Genomic DNA, 19397 nt, shown 5'->3' on the forward strand with positions numbered 1-19397 from the left:
ATGGAAAGATTGAAAATAACTATAAACAGCGATGTGAAGTATATAAAAATTTTAAGAGAAGCCATGAAGTATTTTTTAAAGTTTAATGATTATGAAGATGAAGAACAGATATTCTTTATGGAATTGGCTTTAAATGAAGCTGTAGCCAATGTAATAGAACATACTTATAATTATGATAATACAAAAACAGTCGATATAATATTTGAAATTGAAAATAAGAATTTTAAAGTATATATTAGAGATTATGGAGAAAAAATAAATCTGGAAGAGGTTAAATCAAGGGATTTAGACGATATTAAGGAACATGGATTGGGAGTACACATAATTTCTCAGGTTTTTGACCATATGATGTGGAAAGATATAAATGAGGAAGGGAATTTGCTAATTTTAGAAAAAAGTCTGGGGGATTAACAAATGGCTATAACTAAAATAAAAATATCAGATGACAGATTAAAAGCATATCTTACTCTAATATACGATGGAAGAATTTCATCAGACGGCGAATTATTGCGTGCTTTACAACAGGCAGGCATAAAGCATGGTATTAAATATGATGTTCTAAGAGAACTGGCTCTCAAACCAACCTATAACGAGAGCATAGTTGTTGCTGAAGCAATACCCCCAAAAAAAGGTAAACCTGGATATGTTGAAATCTTTGATCTCTCAGAGGAAAAACAGGATTTAACCCATAATAAAAAAATAGACTTTAGGGAATTTGCAAAAAATATAATTACAGTAAAATTAGGGGATAAGATAGGGGTAATTCATCCACCTACGCTAGGAGAACCCGGGAAAGATGTAACCGGCGAAGAAATACCGGGATTACCAGGACCTAAAGCAAAAGTCGTTCTTGAAAAAAATGTGGATAAAGATGAAGATGGAAATATTATAGCAATGGCATCAGGAGAATTAAGAATAAGCAAAGATATGGATGGAACAGTTCATATTGAAATAGAAGAAGTATATGAAGTTAATGGTGATGTTGATTTTAGTACAGGAAATATCAATTTCCCGGGTAAAGTTGTAATCAGAGGCTCAGTAAAACCGGGGTTTATTGTTGAAGCTGAAGGAGATATAGAAATATATGGAGAAGTAGAAGCTGCAAAAGTTGTATCTAAGAAAAATGTAAAAATAAATGGAATAAAAGGTGGAAATAAAGGTTTTATAAAAGCAAAAAATATTACAGCGAAATTTGCGGAAAATGCTATTTTAGAAGCTGAAGAAAAAATAGAAATAGATAAATCACTTATAAATTGTCAGGTAACTTCTGCAAAAGAGGTTATACTCGATGGTTACAACAGCAAAATAGTTGGTGGTGAAATAAAAGCTTTAAATATGGTTGATGCATATTATCTAGGAAGTCCTATGGGTGTTGGAACAGTAATAGAAGTTGGGATTGATCCTAAATTATATAATGAATATAAACAACTTATTGAGATTACAAAGAAAAACGCTGAAGAACTTAAAGCAATAACTCCACAACTAAACAGCATAATGTCAAAAATAAAAAAGATGAAAGTAAAAAATGAAAATATAATGTATGCTAAAAAAATGATAGATAGAGCAACATTATTAAAAGCAAAAATAGAAGGAAATAAAAAGAGAATTCTTGAATTAAAAAAGGCGATAGAGGAATCAAAAAATGCAGGTGTTGTAATTGCAAGGAAGATGTTATATCCTGGGGTAGAAGTTACTATTAATAATAAGAAATTTACAACAGAAAAACCTATTAGTAAGGTTAAACTTATGAATATAGACAATAAAATTCAAATGTATGGATACAGCGAGAGTTAAGGGGGATGGTATGAAAAAAGCGTTCTTATTATTATTAATAACGGTGTATGTGGTTATAGGGATAAATGCTGAAAACATTGCTGAAACATATTTAAAAACATTTGATATAACAAAATTAATGGATTCTGAAAATGTAGCGGTAAAAACATTTGCATATTTTGAACTCTATTACGAAAAAAATTATAGCGGGTATTTAAAAGCTGCAAATGAATTAAGAGCAAAATACAACAATCTTCTAACCTACAGAGAAAAAGAAATATTCGATATAATGTCCGGTGTAAATCCAATAACAACATTAAAGCCAATAGAACGATTTAAAGAATTATTAAAAAAATATCCAGATGATCCACTTATAAACATATTATTATTGGAATTTGAATATAAACAATGGAAAATAACAGGGGATCCAAAATTAGCAAAAGAAATATTAAATAAAATAGAATATATTGAAAAAAAATATGGTAACACACCATTTTCGATTTATTATAAATCGAATTTTTTATTTAAATCCAGAATATATGGAAACAAAGAAGATGCATATAATCTTATAAAAAACGGTGTAAAAACATATCCGGATAATAGAAAAATAATAGAAACTTATATAAAAATAGCTGGATATCTTGAAAAATATAAAGAAGATAAAGAATTATTTGGAGAAATAGCTCATACATATATAGACATGCCAGAACCTTCAATGGATTTAATGCTTATAATAGTTAATTACTATATTTACCTTAATGATACACAAAAAGCTGAAAAAACCTTAAAAGAAATAATTATTCCAAATACACGTAATTCCAAAATACTTGCTTTAAGTTATGAATTACTGGGTGATATATCAGAAACATATACACAAAAAATGAATTATTATAAAAAAGCCCTTCAAATAATACCTGATAATGGAAGGGTATTGTCAAAATGGGCTCTTGCAATGTTAAAAGTTGATAGAGAAAAATACAAAACACTTGCAAGAATATCGTTAAATAAAGCATTAACAATAGATGGAAAACTATCAGATGAAGCAGAAAAAGCGTTAGAAGATTTGAGAAATGAAATTAAAATACATGTTATGTTAAATTATGTTCTGCCACTTGTTCTTTTTGTTGTAGTGGCATTGGGGATAATAATATTCTATGAAAAATGGAAAGAAAAAAAAGAAATGGAAAAACTTCAAAATGAAATAGAAGGGGAAAACGAAGATGGAAGAAATTAAGATTTTAGATAAAGGATTGGTAAAACTTGTTGATATGCTTGGTAGCGATAGAGCTGCAGTAAGAGCAGCACGTGTTTCATACGGAAAAGAGTTATCTACAGATGAAAGAGATAAAAAGCTTATTTTCTATTTAATGGAACACAAACATCACAGTCCATTTGAACATCAGGTATTTACATTTCATATAAAAACACCAATATTTATTGCAAGACAATGGATGAGACATAGAATAGGCAGTTATAATGAAATCTCAAGAAGATATACCACAAAATATGCAGAAGAATTTTATATTCCTGACCATATCAGAGTTCAGGATACGAAAAATAAACAGGGTTCAAATAAAATTGAAGATGAAAATTTAACCAGAGAAGCTCTGGATATAATACAAAAAATATATGAAGAAACATATAATGCATATAATAAATTAATGGAATTAGGTGTTGCAAGGGAAATGGCAAGAATGGTTTTGCCTGTTGGACAATACACGCAGTTTTACTGGACAGTAAATACAAGAAGTTTAATGAATTTCTTAAATTTAAGGGCAGACTCTCATGCACAATGGGAAATACAACAATACGCAATAGCTGTTGCAAAAATATTTAAAGAAAAACTTCCATGGACATATGAGGCATTTATGAAATTTGAATATAGAGGGGATTTGTTAAAATGAAACTAAAAGAACTTGCAAAAGAACTAAAAGCAAAGTTTATACATATACCTGAAAATTATAAAGATATAGATATAAAATTTGCAGGAGCATCAGATTTAATGAGTGACTTTTTAGCATTCTCAACACCGGGAATGCTGCTTGTTACTGGTTTAACAACACCACAAACATTAACCACTGCCTCTGTAATAGAGGCAGGAGCTATATTATTTGTAAGAGGTAAAACAATACCTAAAACATTTTTAGAAAATATAGAAGATTGTGAAATACCTCTCTTAACAACAGATTATTCAATGTTTTATGCTTGTGTAAAATTATACAAATTGGGAATAAAAGATGCAATGAAAACAGATGAGGAGAGTTTATAATGCCCGGCGAACCAACGGAATTAGTTGAAAAATTATTGCAAATATTTTCAAACACCAAAATAGGTGAAATAATGACATCACCGGCTATAGTAGTAACTCCTGAAACATCAATAAGACAGGTAAAGGATATTATGAAAATAAAGAAAATATCCGGATTACCTGTTGTAAAAAAAGGGTTAAAACTTGTTGGGATAATTAGCATTGAAGATATAATAAAAGTTCTTGAAAAAGGAAACTTATCAGATTTTGTATTAAAATGGATGACAAAAAGTGTAGTAACAATAAATGAAGAGGATACATTATCAAAATTTGTTGAATTATCACAAAGCCATAAATATGGTCGATATCCTGTTTTAAACAATGAAGGGAAGGTTGTTGGGATAATTACCAAATATGATGTAATAACATGGTTATTTGGTAAGTTAGGAAGTATATACGTACATGATCAGAGACGTGAAAAGGTTCTTAACAGGGAAGAATATATATCCAAACTTACAGGAGATATATTACAGAATAAAACGGCGTCTTTTGAATTTAAAATAGATTATAATGATATCACAAAAATAGGAATAGGAGCAACAAGACTTAAATCATTTTTAAAGAAAAAAGGAATAGATGAAAAATTAGTGAGAAAAATTTCCATAGCTACATATGAAGCAGAGGCAAATGTTGTAATACATTCTGAATCATATGGTGAAATATATTGTTGGGAGCTTGAAGATAGTATAAGATTGCTTATAAAAGATTATGGAAAAGGAATAGAAAATGTTGAACTGGCAATGCAAGAAGGATATTCAACAGCAACAGAAGAAGTAAGAGCGCAGGGATTTGGTGCAGGAATGGGTCTTCCAAACATGAAAAGATTTTCTGATAAAATGACAATAATATCAGAAAGTGGAAAAGGGGTAATAATAGAAATGTTATTCTTTAAATAGGGGTGATTTTATGAAAATAAAAGATATATTAAAAAGAGAATATATAGAAAAAATATATGTTCATGATGAAGAAACAGAAGTGAAGAATGGATATATAGGTGACTTATTAAGCGAAATAATGAGAAATGCGCCAGAAGAAAGCATATGGCTTACCCATCAAACACATCCTAATATAATAGCTGTTGCTTCTATTGTTGGAGCAAAAGTTATTATAATTCCAGAAGGATTTAACTTTGCTGAAGAAACAATTGAAAAGGCAAAAGAAAATCAAATAACCCTTTTAAAAAGCAAAAAGAATATTTTCGAAACAACTGGTGAAATATATAACTTAATTAACAGGTGATAAAGTGGCAAAATTTTATGGGAACTTTCATATACATACAGTTTTATCACCATGTGCTGATATTACAATGACTCCAGACATTTTTCTTGAAAAAATTTCTGAAACAACCTTAAACTGGATAGCAATTACTGATCATAATACAACAAAACACATAAAAACATATAAAAACGTTTTATCTAAAATAGATGTTAAGGTTATTCCCGGGATTGAAGTTACAACCAGGGAAGAAATACACATACTTGTTTATTTTAAAAAAATTGATGATGCAGAAGAATTTGGTAAAATAATAGAATCTAAACTTATTATAAAAGAATATGACCCTGAAAAACTTGGGTATCAGGTATTGGCAAATGAAAAAGGTGAGTTAATAGAAATAATTAAGACGCCGTATTTAGGCAGTTCAACAGATTTAACAATAGAAGAGGTTTATAATCTATCTAAAAAATATGAAAGTATGTTTATTCCTGCGCATATATTTAGATATGCAGGTTTGATAACAAATCTTGGGTTACCTCCTGAGAATATAAATATAAAAATCGTAGAAGTAAAATCTGAAAAAGAAAAACAGATGGCAAAACAATTGGGATTTAATAGATTTATACATAACACCGATGCACATTTTCCAGAACAGCTTATACCTTCGTGTATAATAGAATCGGAAAGAAGAACATATGAAGAATTTAAAAAAGCATTATTAAATGGAAAGGTGGAACCACTTTGGCAACCTTAAGAACAATAGCAGATCATATTATGGATATTGGTGAAAATGCAGTTAAATCTGGAGGAAATAAAGGATATTTAATAATCATTGAAACAAAAAATCATTTTCGATTTACAATTTCAGATAATGGAAGAGGGATGGATCAGGAGACATTAAAAAAGGCTCTTGATCCATTTTATACTACTAAAAAACAGAGGAAGAAAAAATTTGGATTAGGACTTGCATTTTTAAAACAATCATTGGAACAAACAGATGGAACTTTTATAATAAACTCAAAAAAAGACGTTGGGACAACTGTAATAGCGGATTTTAATCTCGAAAATATAGATTGCCAGCCAATAGGTGATATCCCATCAATGCTGATTAATGTATTAACCATGTCATATGAATTTAATTGGGAGATTTATAGATATTATGAAAAAAAAGGATATTATTTAAATTCTCAAATAATAAATGATAACTTTGATTTAACAAAACCGCAAGAAATAATGACATTAAAAAAATATATAATTGAACTGGAAAAAGAAATAAAGGGAGGTATTTAGATGAAGAAAAGCTTATTGTTGATTCTTGTGTTTCTTATAGGAGCTTTAAACGTTTTTGCTCTTATGAATGTAAAGAAAGTTGTATATGATGGAAATGTTGATTTCCTCAAAAAAGATATTGAAAAAGTATTAAGTGATTATGATATTAAAGATGGTTCTATAGTGGGAGATATAGACTTAAAATTGGCCATTGAAAGTATTCAAAAAAAATATCCATATTTTTCATATATAAATTATAAATATGATGAAGAAAGTGGTGAATTAACCTTTACTTTCAAAACAAATCCTGTTGTAAAAAAAGTGGAATTTAAGGTTCTTGGAGATAAATTATTGGATTTAAGCAAAATTGCCACAAAAGTTTATACTGAAAAAGAATTACCTTTAAATTTAAATGAATATAAAAAAGGGCTTGGAGAAATACAGAAATATTATAATGAACAGGGATATCCATACATTGAGATATCAAGTAATATAAAAATCTCCTCAGATTCGTTGACATTGGAATCAACGATGATAGACAAAAAAGAAACAGATAAAAATACATTGGTATATGTAATAAAAGAATATGATCTCTGGGATATAGAATTAAAGGATGAAATTTCTCAACTTGATAAAAAAGAATTAAAAAAAGAATTTGGTTTTGAATTTAGAAAAGATTGGGAAAATAAGTTTTTCTTATTCAGGGAAGATTCAAAAGAAACATATCCTTCAATGGAAGATATGCAAAAAATATTCCAGAAATTAAGAGAATTACCATACTTTTCTGAAAAAACACAAATAACCATGAATGCCACAAATATTTCAAAAACTCCAGGAGGAGATCTTGTACTGGTAATTGGTGGTGAATTAAAAAAAATCATAGAAAAACCGGAAAAGATAAAACAAATAAAAATTATAAATAATGAAAGTTTAAAAACATTTGAATTATTAGAACAATTGAATAAAGTTGGAATTAGTAATAATGCAACAGTAGATAATATAACAGTTTTAAATGGAATAAAAAGATTAAAAGAATATTATACAAATTCTGGATATCCATTTGTTAATATAAATACATCATTTGAAAATGGAGAGCTTATTATTAAAATATTGGAATACAAAGTTGGAAATATCGATATAAATGTATCTCCAGAAAAGAAAACAAAAGACTATTTAATAAATTCAGGAATAAAACTCAAAACAGGTAAAGTTATTACTACAAAAGCAATTCAGGATACATATTATGCTTTATCAGGAACAGGGTTTTTTGATAAAGTAAATGTATATCCGTATGCTCAACACGAAGACAAAATAGACTTTAAAATTGATATTACAGAAAAAAACAAACCTGGAAAATTTGTAGGTGGTATTACATATACCATGCCTGAAAATGCACCATGGTATATGGGATTCTTTGGTCAATTAGAATTACAATGGAAAAATCCTCTTGGATATGGACAATCTTACAATATAACAACAAATATAAATCCTCTTTCAAAAACATATTTATTCAATTTGGGTTATGGTATTACCAAAATAAATAATACACCTTTATCCATGAAAGTTAACTTCAATTATGGTTTATATGATGAAAATGCAGGTATTCCCGAAGAGAATATAAGCGGATTAGCTACAGTAACAAATAAATTTTCAATAGGCTTTTCTCCATCATATAGCTTTAATAGCTTTAATAATTTAAATATGAATTTAAGTTATAGTAAAACAGAATACAATTCACTAATAATAGACAAAAAAGAAGAGATTTCAGGTGGTCTGGGATACACATATTCACGTCTCGACTATCCATTTAGACCATATAATGGAACATATTATACATTACAATCATTTGGTGGTTTAAATATATCAAACACAGAAGAATATTATTATGGTGGATATACAGAATTTAAAGAATTCTATACATTATACAAATTTACATTTGCTGACAGATTAAAAGCAGGATATGTAAAAGATGACTTTAACCTATACGATTTTTATATAGGCGGAATGTATACAGTAAGAGGATATAATTTCTCAGAAAGAAAAGGAAATATCATGTATTTAAACAATGCTGAAATTCAATATCAAATACAGAAAGAGGCAGTTCCAGTAGATGCATATATATTCTTTGATATAGGAAATGCTGGGGACAATCTAAATTATGATCCTCTATGGGCATATGGCGCTGGTATAAAAATTACTTTACCAATGATAGGTCCAGTTAGATTTGAAGGTGTATTTGATAAAGAAAATAAATTTAAATGGGCATTTGGATTTGGTCCTGTATTTTAATAAAAAGAAAAAGGGTTGTTCGAAAGAACAACCCTTTTTAATTAAATATAAAGAATATTTTCCATTTTTCCATTAACTATTTTTGCCAGCATACCATTTTCAAAAGGGATAAATGAATTATCCATTTTTTCAGAAGCAACAATAAACCCTGTATCATTTTCTGTATACCACAGAGTAAAATAATCTTCTGTGCGTGTATAATTACAAAATACATATAATTCATTATTTCTAATCATTAAGAAATTTATACCCGAATAAGAATTTTTAGAAATAAACTCCTTAATCTTTTCCTTTAAATCATTGAAATTGTTAAAATCATACAAAGCCTTAAAATATTCAAAGCTATCTGTACCAAAAACATTATCTATCTTATCGAGATATATTGTCCCGTTATGTGAAAAAAAGGTATCTTTTATAAAATATGGATGCAACTGTAAAAAAGTTTTTTCAAGATTATCAGAAGCTTTCCTTGCATGAATCATACCAAGGTATGATTCTATATTTAAATCATCTTCATTAAAAACCGGTTGCATGGATTTATGAAAAACCACTTCCTTATCAGAAACAAAAGCTGCAATCCCCCAGCCATCATCATGAGGAGCTTTAATTCCATCCTTCGCCATAGTCTTCAAATGATTAAACAAAAAATTTATATTTTCATTTTTTTTAAATGAATAACCAATCATTCTACACAAAAAAATCCCCCCTTTTAGTTTTGAATTATACAACTTTATCTTCTCTTTACAAAATGTAAAAAAATAATAAATTATACGAAAATTTAAGAAAGTAAGAGTATTTTAATTTTTATTGGAAATATTGGATAAATTTCAGAGATTTTTGAGGTTGAATTAAAAATAAAATAAGGATATTATCATCTTAGGGAGATTTAATTAACCTTCTTTTAAATAAAAATTAAAATTATCATATAACTATTAATATTATTTGGGGGTTTCAAATGACTTATATTGAAAAGAAGATAAAAGAATTCAAGGGATTTTGTGGTATTTTAGTAAAAGATTTAAAAAAGAATGAAATAATTTATTCTTATAATGAGAATAAATTCTTTACACCTGCTTCTGTGACAAAGTTATTTACCACATTTGCGGTATTTGAAATTTTTAAAAAAGAATATATATTTAGCACAAAATTTTATTTCACAAATGGCGATCTTATAGTAAAGGGGTGTGGAGATCCAACTATTGATTTAAAGACATTTGATATGATTTTAAACAAAATAAAAGAAAGATCAGGAAAGGTTTTTTTTGACACCTTAGTAATAGATGATTCACTATTTAATAACAATGAATTTTTTGGATATGGATGGATGTATAACGATGAAGAAAATCCTTATATAAAGCCATTTAATATAAAAGACTTTGTTCCGGAAAATAACTATTATGCAGAATTACTGGAATTATTAAAACCGTTGTTTATAAAACATAGATTTCCAATTGAGTGTATTAACAGTGGTAATGTAGAAGAAAAAGAAACTCCTTTTTATATTCATAAATCTGCTGAAATAGATAAAATCACAGAAATTATGATGAAAAACAGTGATAATTATATTGCAGAAATGTTCTTTAGAATGTTATCTGTAAAAAAATATGGCAAGGGCGAAATTGAAAAAAGTATAGAAGTTTTAAAAGAAGAATTATATAAGAATCTTGGTCTCGAATATGAAGAAGATTATGTAATTACAGATGGAGCAGGATTATCAAGATACAATCTGATTTCACCATTAACAGCAGTAAAAGTATTTGAATATATGCTGGAAAGATACGGGGATAGATTTTTAAACATTCTTGCATATACCAAAAGTTATGGAACACTGGAAAATAGATTTAATTTTGATGTATGGGGAAAAACCGGGACCTTAACAGGTGTTTCAGGATTAACTGGATTACTGATTACCAAAAAAGGGAGAAAATTTATTTTTTCATTATTTGAAAATAATTATGTTTATGAAAAAACTTATGGAAAAACTTTTGAGAATGACATAATTAACTATTTATATAATACTTTTTAAATTTCGGGAGGGCTAACATGGAAGAAATATTAAAAAAGATTGAAAGTGAATATGGAACGCCTGTTTATGTATATTTTGAAAAGGAAATAAAAAATCGCATTAAAAATGTTAAGGAAATCTTTGAAGGAATAAACCTTATACCAACATTTGCATTAAAAGCAAACAATAATCCTGCTTTAATTAAAATTATGTACGAATCTGGTTTTGGGGCAGATATAGTTACAGTTGGTGAATACAAAGGAGCAGAAATAGCAGGAGTTCCAAAAGAAAAAATAGTATGGAATGGAAATGGTAAAAGCAAAGAAGATATGAAATTTCTAAAAGATAAGATAAAGTATGTAAATATAGATTCCTTTGAAGAAATGGAATTATGGAAAAACATTAAAACAGAAAATATTGAATTCTTTTTAAGAGTTAATCCAGATGTTGACGCAAAAACACATCCGCATATTTCTACAGGTTTAAAGAAAAATAAATTTGGTATTCCAGCTGTTAAACTGGAAGAATTTATGAACAAATATAACGATAATAGAATAAAAGGAATACATTTTCATATAGGATCTCAAATTACTGAAATTTCACCATTTATAGATGCGTTTAAAATCGGATTGGAAATTTCAAAAAAATATAATTTCAAAAAAATAAACATAGGCGGAGGCTGGGGAATAAATTATGATGGAAAAGAAATTAATTTAAATGAATACAAAGAAAAAGTTATTCCGATCTTAAAATATTATGATGAAGTAATACTGGAATTGGGAAGATATATAATGGGGCCATCAGGAATATTATTGCTCAATATTACACGCGTGAAACAGGGAATTGATAAGGTATTTGTTGTAACTAACGGTGGAATGAATCTATTAATAAGACCGGTGTTATACAATGCATATCATGAACCGGTATTCTTAAATCCAACAGGCAAAAAAGCTAAAATAGACATAGTTGGACCATTATGCGAAAGTGGAGATAAGTTATTATGGGATAAAGAGCTGCCAATACCAGAAGAAAATTCTCTTGTTTACTTTAAAAACGCAGGTGCATATGGCTTTTCAATGTCTAATAACTACAATTCAACCTTAAAACCTGCAGAAGTTCTTATTACCGAAAATGAAGAAATAAAATTAATAAGAAAAAGAGAAAGCTATGAAGATTTATACAAAAATATAATACTTTAAAAGAGGGGATTACAATGAATGAATATTTTTATGATAAAAAAGAAACATTTGGTTTTAAAAAGGAAATAGCGGGATTTAATATATATGAACCTTTCTATCGTGAGCTAAACTTAAAAGATAAAGGATCAGATGTATGGAGGTTAAAATATTTATATTCACGATATCTATTCTATAAAGGAAAAGGGACAGATTACATTATAAACAATGAGCTTGATGAAAATTTCTTTAGTAGTTTTAAAAATTTTATGAAAGAAAATAATATAAATTCAGAAATTATAAACAGAGAGGCAATAAAAAAACTCCTTGATAATGTTAACGAAGAATTTTATTTCTTCGTTGAAGTTGAACTTCCTGATAACAGAGAAAATCCAGGAATATTTAAATTATATGATAATACAGGCAATATGTTGTTTTCATGTAAGGTTAGGGGGCATGGACAACATGACGTTGAAACACAGAAAAGTCAGGCTATGGAAGATGGAGACACTCCAATAGGTATATATATCGCTTCATATGAATCAGGGATATTAAAAAATAATGTGAAAGATTATGGTCCAGGAGGGCTTTTTAGATTATGGTATCCATTATATGGCTATGCTTATGATATTTATAAAGTAAATAGAGATGGGATATTAATACATTCTGGAACTACAAATGAGGATTTAAGAAGATCTCATGGTTGCGTTGTAATGCATAACGATAATGTACTAAAAGTGCAAAAAATAATGATAGAAAAAATAAAACATCCATATATAATGCCAACAAAATATGTGGAGTTTTATACAGGTATTGTATTCATAAAAAGAAGGATACCTTGAGTGCCATATTAAAAAGGGAGGGGTAAAAGTGAGAAAGTTTTTATTGGTAGGGGTTTTGATTATTGCTATTTTGTCTTTTGCTGCAGTAAAGGATCCAGAAACATTAGTAAGCTTAGCCATTGGTGATCCAAGTACATTGGACCCACATAGGGCATATGACCTTGCAAGTGGAGAGGTTATATACAATGTTTATGATATGCTTCTTGAATATGATGGATCCAGTTTAAGCAAATTTTTGCCAAGATTAGCAGAAGAAGTGCCAACAGTTGAAAATGGATTAATTTCACCAGATGGAAAAACATACAAATTCAAAATTAGAAAAGGTGTTAAATTCCACAGTGGAAACGAATTAACACCATATGATGTTGAATACACCTTTGAAAGAGCATTAATAGGTGATCCAGGGGGAGGACCTATCTGGATGTTCTATGAAGTATTCTTTGGTAAATACTTTGGATTAAAAGATGCTGTAAAGGGATTAACAGGTCATGCTTGGTCAGAATTAGTTAATATTGATACCGGAGAACCAACAAGTCCTGAAGCAAAAAAGATTCTTGAAGATTTCTACAAAAAATATATCGATCCTGTAGTAGAAGTTGATGGAGATTATGTAGTATTTCATTTAGCAGAACCAAAAGCATACTTTTTAAACATTATTACAGGTTCTTCCTGGGGTGCAATTTTAGATAGTAAAAAGGCTAAAGAAATTGGATTATGGGATGGAAAGGTAGACGGATGGTGGAAATATCATGACTGGAAAAAAGAAGATTCACCGTTACATTTAACAGAAATAGGTTCAGGACCATATATTCTTGACAGATGGGATAGAACAGAAGGTAAAGTTATATTAAAAGCATTTGAAGACTACTGGAGAGGACCAGCAAAATTAAAGAATATAGTAATATGGGTTGTATCTGAATGGTCAACAAGAAAAGCAATGCTTGAAAAAGGTGATGCAGATGTTGTTATAGCTCCAACCCAGTATTTGTCACAATTAAGGGATAATCCGGATATAGAAATAATAGATAACTTACCAAGAGCAACAGTGAATACAATAAGTTTTATCTGGCAGGTAAAAGCAGGTTCACCATATGCAGGAAGTGGAAAACTTGACGGTAAAGGTATACCACTTGATTTCTTCTCAGATAAAAATGTAAGATTGGCATTCTTAAGGTCAATAAATTATCAGAAGATAATAGATGATGTTATGGATGGATATGGTATGATTGTACCTGCAATATTGCCTAAAGGATTCTTGGGATATGATGATTCATTACCAAAACCAAGATTTAGCATTGAAGAAGCAACAAAATACTTCAAGAGAGCATTTAGAGGTCAGTTATGGAGAAAAGGATTTAAAATGATAGTATTGTATAACACAGGAAACGAAACAAGACAGAAAACAGCAGAATTATTAGCAGATACATTAAAACAGATAAATCCAAAATTCCAGATAGAGACAAGAGGAGTTCAATGGCCAACATATCTTGATGCAAGAAAGAACAGTAAAATACCTATTTATATAGGTGGTTGGGTTGCAGACTATCCAGATCCAAACAACTTTATTTACACATTCTATCACAGTAATGGAACATATGGAAGTTTCTTTGGAGAAAAATATAAGGTATTTGCAAATAAACCACAGGCATTCTTTGGCGGAAAATCATTAAATCAAATGATAGAAGATGCAGTTGCAGAAACAAATCCGGCTAAAAGACAGGAAATGTATGTAAAAATTCAGCAATTTGTTATAAGAGAAGGTATAGGAGCACCATTATTCCAGACAATAGGAGTAAGAGTTCAGAGATCTTGGGTTAAAGGTTGGGTGCCAAATCCTATAAGACCAGGTGACGATTATTACAAAATGTGGAAATCAGATAAATAATTTTTAACGCAAAAGAGGCGGGAAAATCCGCCTCTTTTTATAAAATAAGGAGAATATGAAAGAAATTTCATTATAATAAGTTTTTTTAATTTATTTAGATTTATTATAATGAAATACGAACGAAAATAATGTTGTCCCTTCTTAATCTATAAGAAACTTTGATAAAGTATTTGTAATTTTTGAATTTTTGTGGTAAAATATATCCGGAATAAATTTTATACAAGGAGGGGACTGTATGAAGAAACTTTTAGTGGCACTTTTAGTGGTAGTTTCAGTGTTTGCATTTGCTACAGTTATGAACCCCGATACAATCGTTGACTTAACAATCGGGGAACCAAGTACATTAGATCCACATCAGGCTTATGATACAGCTAGTGGAGAAGTTATTTTTAACGTTTATGACAACCTTATTGAATATGTTGGTTCAAGCTTGAGCGAATTTGCTCCAAGAATAGCTGAATCATGGGAAGTAAACGGAAACACAGTTAAATTTAAAATTAGAAAAGGTGTTAAATTCCACAGCGGAAACGAATTAACACCATACGATGTTGAATACACATTCGAAAGAGCATTAATAGGAAATCCTGGTGGAGGACCTATCTGGATGTTCTACGAAGTATTCTTTGGAGATTACTTCAGTTTAAAATCAGCAGTTAAAGGTTTAACAGGTCACTCATGGAATGAATTAGTAAATCCAGAAACAAAAGAACCTGTTAACGATGAAGCAAAACAGATCTTATTAGACTTCTACAAAAAATACATCGATTCAAAAGTTGAAGTTCAGGGAGATTATGTAATTTTCCATTTAGCAGCACCAAAAGCTTACTTCTTAAACGTTATTGCTCAGGGTTCATCATGGGGAGCAATTTTAGACAGCAAAGCTGCTAAGGACTTAGGATTATGGGACGGTAAAGCAGATGGATGGTGGAAATTCCACGACTGGAAAAAAGAATCTTCACCATTATACGCAAAAGAAATCGGTTCAGGTCCATATGAATTAGTTGAATGGAACAGAGCAGAACAGAAAGTTATCTTAAAAGCATTCGATGAATACTGGAGAGGTCCAGCTAAGATAAAGAATGTAGTTATCTGGGGTGTTGACGAATGGTCAACAAGAAAAGCTATGTTAGAAAAAGGTGAAGCAGATATCGCAGCAGTTCCAACACAATACTTAGATCAGGTAAGAGGAAATCCTGATTTAGAAGTTATTGAAGGATTACCAAGCGTATCAGTTACAACACTTAACTTCAACTGGCAGGTAAAACCAGATTCACCATATATCGGAAGCGGAAAATTAGACGGACAGGGTATTCCTGTAGACTTCTTTGCAGACAAAAACGTAAGATTAGGTTTCATTGCTTCATTTGATTACCAGAAGATGATTGATGAAGTATTAAACGGATTTGGTGAATTAGTACCTACAGCATTACCAAAAGGATTCTTGGGTTACGATGATAACTTACCAAAACCAAAATATGACTTAACAGCAGCAACAAGATACTTCAAGAGAGCATTCAGAGGACAACTCTGGAGAAAAGGATTCAAAATGACAATTCTTTACAATACAGGTAACGAAGCAAGACAGAAATCAGCAGAATTATTAGCAGACTCATTAAAGAAAATCAATCCTAAATTCCAGGTTGAAGCAAGAGGTGTTCAGTGGCCAACATTCTTAGATGCAAGAAAGAACGGTAAAATGCCATTATACATCCTTGGTTGGTTAGCTGACTATCCAGATCCAAACAACTTTATTTACACATTCTACCACAGTGATGGTGACTATGGTTACTACTTTGGAGATAAATATGCAGAATTTGCAAACAAACCACAGGCATTCTTTGGCGGTAAATCATTGAACCAGATGATTATCGATGCTGCATCTGCAACAGATCCAAAAGTTAGGGAAGAAAAATACATTAAGATTCAGGAATTTGTAATTAGAGAAGGATTAGGCGTACCTCTTTATCAGCCAATTGGTGTAAGGGTACACAGAAAATGGTTAAAAGGTTGGTATCCAAACGCAATTAGACCAGGTGACGATTATTACAGATATTACAAATCAGACGAATAATTGAAAAATATTTCATTATTTATAATTAAATTCGTATAAAGGGGAGGGGTTGAACCCTCTCCTTATTTTTTTGAATTTTTAATGTTATGTTTATATGATATAATAAAATGGTTTTTAATTTATTAAGATGGAGGTGTAGTTATGACGGCGTATATTATAAGGAGATTATTATTGTTGCCTCTTATAGTATTTGGGGTAACATTAATAGTTTTCGGAATGATGCAGCTTCTTGGTGAAGACCAATTACTTGCTGCATATGTTGATCCAAATACATTGGATAAAATGTCTGTTGAAGAAATGGAATTGATCAAACACAAATATGGGCTTGATCAGGATCCAGTAACAAGATATTTAAAATGGATGGAAAGTGTAGCAAAAGGTGATCTTGGCTGGTCAATAGTTGGTAAAGAACCAGTTAAAGACGCTATTTTACACAGATTACCATCTACAGTTGAATTAGCATTATACGCAATATTCCCAATAATTGGAGTTGGTATATGGCTTGGTGTTCAGGCGGCACTGCATCATAATAAATGGCAGGATCACGTTATAAGAATTTTCTCAATTGTAGGGTGGTCATTTCCAGACTTTGTATTTGGTTTGCTTATAATTCTCGTATTTTATAGTGTTCTTGGATGGTTCCCCCCTGGAAAAATTAGTCTGTGGGCAGAAAGAGTTATTAACTCCCCGGACTTTCATCAATATACAAAGCTTGTAACTATTGATGCATTATTAAATGGAAGATTTGATATATTCTGGGATGGCTTAAGACATTTAATAGGCCCAATCCTCACATTATCATATTTATGGTGGGCATATCTTATTAGAATCACTCGTTCATCAATGATGGAAGTATTAAGAAAAGATTATGTAAGAACTGCAAGGGCAAAAGGATTACCAGAAAAGGTTGTTATTCACAAACATGCTAAAAGAAATGCATTAATCCCTGTTGCAACCGTTGCAGGTTCAATGATTATCGGTCTTATAATGGGGGTTATTATCGTTGAAACAATTTTTGTAAGACCTGGTATAGGAAGTTTTGCTGCAAAAGCAGCAGGACAGCTTGACTATGCATCTATAATGGGTATGTTGTTATTCTCATCATTGATTTTGATTCTTGGTAATTTGATAATCGACATATCATACGCATTAATCGATCCAAGAATTAGATACGAGTGAGGTGATTGAAGTGAATGAAGAAATCAAGAGATCGTTAAGGAAGTTCTATAGAAACCCTTCAGCGATGTTGGGATTAATATTATTAATATTCTTTATTCTTGTTGCAGCATTTGCACCATTATTGGCTCCACCACAAATACCAATAGATCCTGAAATAGAAAATATGGAAAGCATGATTTCTCAGCTTGAAGAGAAAAAGGATCCTGCAATTATAGATGATTTAATTGCATCATTTGATGATTATTATGAATTTACATATGGATTTTATAGAGATTATATAGATGATATTAAAAACTTAAAATCAACATTAAAAGCATATCAAAGTACAAAAAGCGAAAAGAATTATAATAAACTTATAGAACAACTCACACCTTTAACAGAAGATTATATTCTCGATACATCATATATTGAAAATATTGAAAAAAATGTTGATAAACCAAAAGAATTAAATGCAGCAATAAAGGATCTTGAAAAAGCTATAACTTCATTTGAGAAAAAATATGATATTGCAATAAAAATGAGTGAAGAATTAGATGAATTAAAAACAAAAAAATCATCAGTTGATAAATTCCTTCCAGCAGTTAAGTCATACTTTAAAAAACTCAAAAAGGACTATATAAAAAGTCTTAATTACGATCCATATATTATGCCTATTATTACATATGAAAGTGCTCCAGTGCCACCATCAAAAGAACATCCATTTGGTATAAGTAATGGAAGGGACATATATTATGGTGTTGTTTGGGGTACAAGAACAGGATTTAAAATTGGTTTGACAGTTGTTACCATTGCAACAATAATAGGTTTGTTTATAGGTTCAGTATCCGCATATTTCGGTGGATGGGTTGATGAAATATTAATGAGAATTACAGATATTTTTATGTCAGTTCCATTTATGCTATCAGCTATGGTTTTGACAACAATACTTGGAACAGGTCTTGATAAAGTTATGATTGCCATGATTGTATTTGGATGGATGGGTTCAGCAAGGCTTATAAGGGGTAATATCCTTCAGGCTAAAAATGATCAATATGTTTTAGCTGCAAAAGCACTTGGTGTACCTGACTGGAAAATAATCATAAAACACATTCTTCCAAATACAATATTCCCTGTTGTAATTCAGGCATCAATGAGAATTGGTTCTATGGTTATCACAGCTGCTGTATTGAGTTTCTTGGGTGTTGGTGCTCCACAGGGATATGCTGACTGGGGATCAATACTTAACTATGCAAGAAACTGGATATTAGGTGGTTCTGATAGTGCATTGCAGTACTGGTATACTGTTACATATCCAGGTACAGCAATGGTATTATTCGTTTTGGCATGGAACCTTGTTGGTGACGCATTAAGGGATATCTTTGATCCGAAATTACGCGGATAATTGAA

The 19397-nt window shown here is 30.1% G+C and carries 17 protein-coding genes and 1 pseudogene; 17 read left to right on the top strand and 1 reads right to left on the bottom strand.

The window, feature by feature from the left end:
• From LN42_RS10035 to LN42_RS10080, 10 genes are read left to right on the top strand one after another with little or no spacing between them, the layout of a single operon-like run.
• Window positions 1-411 carry an ATP-binding protein gene (locus tag LN42_RS10035; RefSeq protein ID WP_014297399.1) on the top strand — a complete coding sequence of 137 codons (411 nt, stop codon included), beginning with the start codon at window positions 1-3 and terminating at the stop codon, window positions 409-411.
• 3 nt (window positions 412-414) lie between these two features.
• Window positions 415-1794 (top strand): DUF342 domain-containing protein, encoded by a 1380-nt coding sequence (locus LN42_RS10040; RefSeq protein ID WP_014297400.1) that lies wholly within the window; start codon window positions 415-417, stop codon window positions 1792-1794.
• A 10-nt stretch (window positions 1795-1804) separates the two neighbouring features.
• Complete coding sequence (locus LN42_RS10045; protein ID WP_014297401.1) at window positions 1805-3007, top strand: lipopolysaccharide assembly protein LapB; 1203 nt, start codon at window positions 1805-1807, stop codon at window positions 3005-3007.
• Window positions 2994-3677 carry an FAD-dependent thymidylate synthase gene (thyX, locus tag LN42_RS10050; RefSeq protein WP_014297402.1) on the top strand — a complete coding sequence of 228 codons (684 nt, stop codon included), beginning with the start codon at window positions 2994-2996 and terminating at the stop codon, window positions 3675-3677. Before LN42_RS10045 ends, thyX begins: the two co-directional genes overlap by 14 nt.
• Window positions 3674-4042 carry a DRTGG domain-containing protein gene (locus LN42_RS10055; RefSeq protein WP_014297403.1) on the top strand — a complete coding sequence of 123 codons (369 nt, stop codon included), beginning with the start codon at window positions 3674-3676 and terminating at the stop codon, window positions 4040-4042. The genes thyX and LN42_RS10055 overlap by 4 nt, the downstream gene beginning before the upstream one ends.
• On the top strand, window positions 4042-4977 hold the full coding sequence (locus LN42_RS10060; RefSeq protein ID WP_014297404.1) for a CBS domain-containing protein: 936 nt from the start codon (window positions 4042-4044) through the stop codon (window positions 4975-4977). Before LN42_RS10055 ends, LN42_RS10060 begins: the two co-directional genes overlap by 1 nt.
• A gap of 10 nt (window positions 4978-4987) precedes the next feature.
• The gene (locus LN42_RS10065) at window positions 4988-5320 is read left to right on the top strand and encodes a hypothetical protein (protein WP_014297405.1); all 333 of its coding nucleotides are present in this window, start codon (window positions 4988-4990) and stop codon (window positions 5318-5320) included.
• 4 nt (window positions 5321-5324) lie between these two features.
• Window positions 5325-6050, top strand: a complete 726-nt coding sequence (locus LN42_RS10070; RefSeq protein ID WP_014297406.1) for a PHP domain-containing protein — start codon at window positions 5325-5327, stop codon at window positions 6048-6050.
• A complete protein-coding gene (locus LN42_RS10075; RefSeq protein WP_014297407.1) occupies window positions 6038-6586 on the top strand; it encodes an ATP-binding protein in 549 nt (182 codons plus the stop codon). Before LN42_RS10070 ends, LN42_RS10075 begins: the two co-directional genes overlap by 13 nt.
• Window positions 6587-8854, top strand: coding sequence for an outer membrane protein assembly factor (locus LN42_RS10080; RefSeq protein WP_014297408.1), 2268 nt, complete (start codon window positions 6587-6589; stop codon window positions 8852-8854). It begins immediately after the preceding gene.
• Window positions 8855-8895: 41 nt separating this feature from the next.
• Here the strand turns inward: LN42_RS10080 and LN42_RS10085 are convergent, their stop codons facing one another.
• The gene (locus tag LN42_RS10085; RefSeq protein WP_232223937.1) at window positions 8896-9540 is read right to left on the bottom strand and encodes a class II glutamine amidotransferase; all 645 of its coding nucleotides are present in this window, start codon (window positions 9538-9540) and stop codon (window positions 8896-8898) included.
• Between the two features lie 269 nt (window positions 9541-9809).
• On the opposite strand from LN42_RS10085, the gene LN42_RS10090 reads away from it, so the two are divergent.
• The 7 genes and pseudogenes from LN42_RS10090 to LN42_RS11230 all read left to right on the top strand — a co-directional run.
• The gene (locus LN42_RS10090; protein WP_075780756.1) at window positions 9810-10880 is read left to right on the top strand and encodes a D-alanyl-D-alanine carboxypeptidase/D-alanyl-D-alanine-endopeptidase; all 1071 of its coding nucleotides are present in this window, start codon (window positions 9810-9812) and stop codon (window positions 10878-10880) included.
• A 17-nt stretch (window positions 10881-10897) separates the two neighbouring features.
• Window positions 10898-12058 (top strand): diaminopimelate decarboxylase, encoded by a 1161-nt coding sequence (gene lysA / locus LN42_RS10095; RefSeq protein ID WP_014297411.1) that lies wholly within the window; start codon window positions 10898-10900, stop codon window positions 12056-12058.
• 14 nt (window positions 12059-12072) lie between these two features.
• The gene (locus LN42_RS10100) at window positions 12073-12876 is read left to right on the top strand and encodes a L,D-transpeptidase (protein ID WP_014297412.1); all 804 of its coding nucleotides are present in this window, start codon (window positions 12073-12075) and stop codon (window positions 12874-12876) included.
• Window positions 12877-12904: 28 nt separating this feature from the next.
• Window positions 12905-14761 (top strand): ABC transporter substrate-binding protein, encoded by a 1857-nt coding sequence (locus LN42_RS10105; RefSeq protein ID WP_014297413.1) that lies wholly within the window; start codon window positions 12905-12907, stop codon window positions 14759-14761.
• Window positions 14762-14996: 235 nt separating this feature from the next.
• Window positions 14997-16832, top strand: a complete 1836-nt coding sequence (locus LN42_RS10110; RefSeq protein WP_014297414.1) for an ABC transporter substrate-binding protein — start codon at window positions 14997-14999, stop codon at window positions 16830-16832.
• Window positions 16833-16973: 141 nt separating this feature from the next.
• Entirely contained in the window at window positions 16974-18011 is a 1038-nt protein-coding gene (locus LN42_RS10115; protein ID WP_014297415.1) for an ABC transporter permease, read from the top strand.
• Between the two features lie 634 nt (window positions 18012-18645).
• A pseudogene (locus LN42_RS11230) lies at window positions 18646-19392 on the top strand (ABC transporter permease); the annotation flags it as partial.
• Between the last annotated feature and the right edge of the window lie 5 nt (window positions 19393-19397).

The sequence above is a fragment of the Marinitoga sp. 1137 genome (assembly GCF_001941525.1).
GTDB classification, from domain to species: domain Bacteria; phylum Thermotogota; class Thermotogae; order Petrotogales; family Petrotogaceae; genus Marinitoga; species Marinitoga piezophila.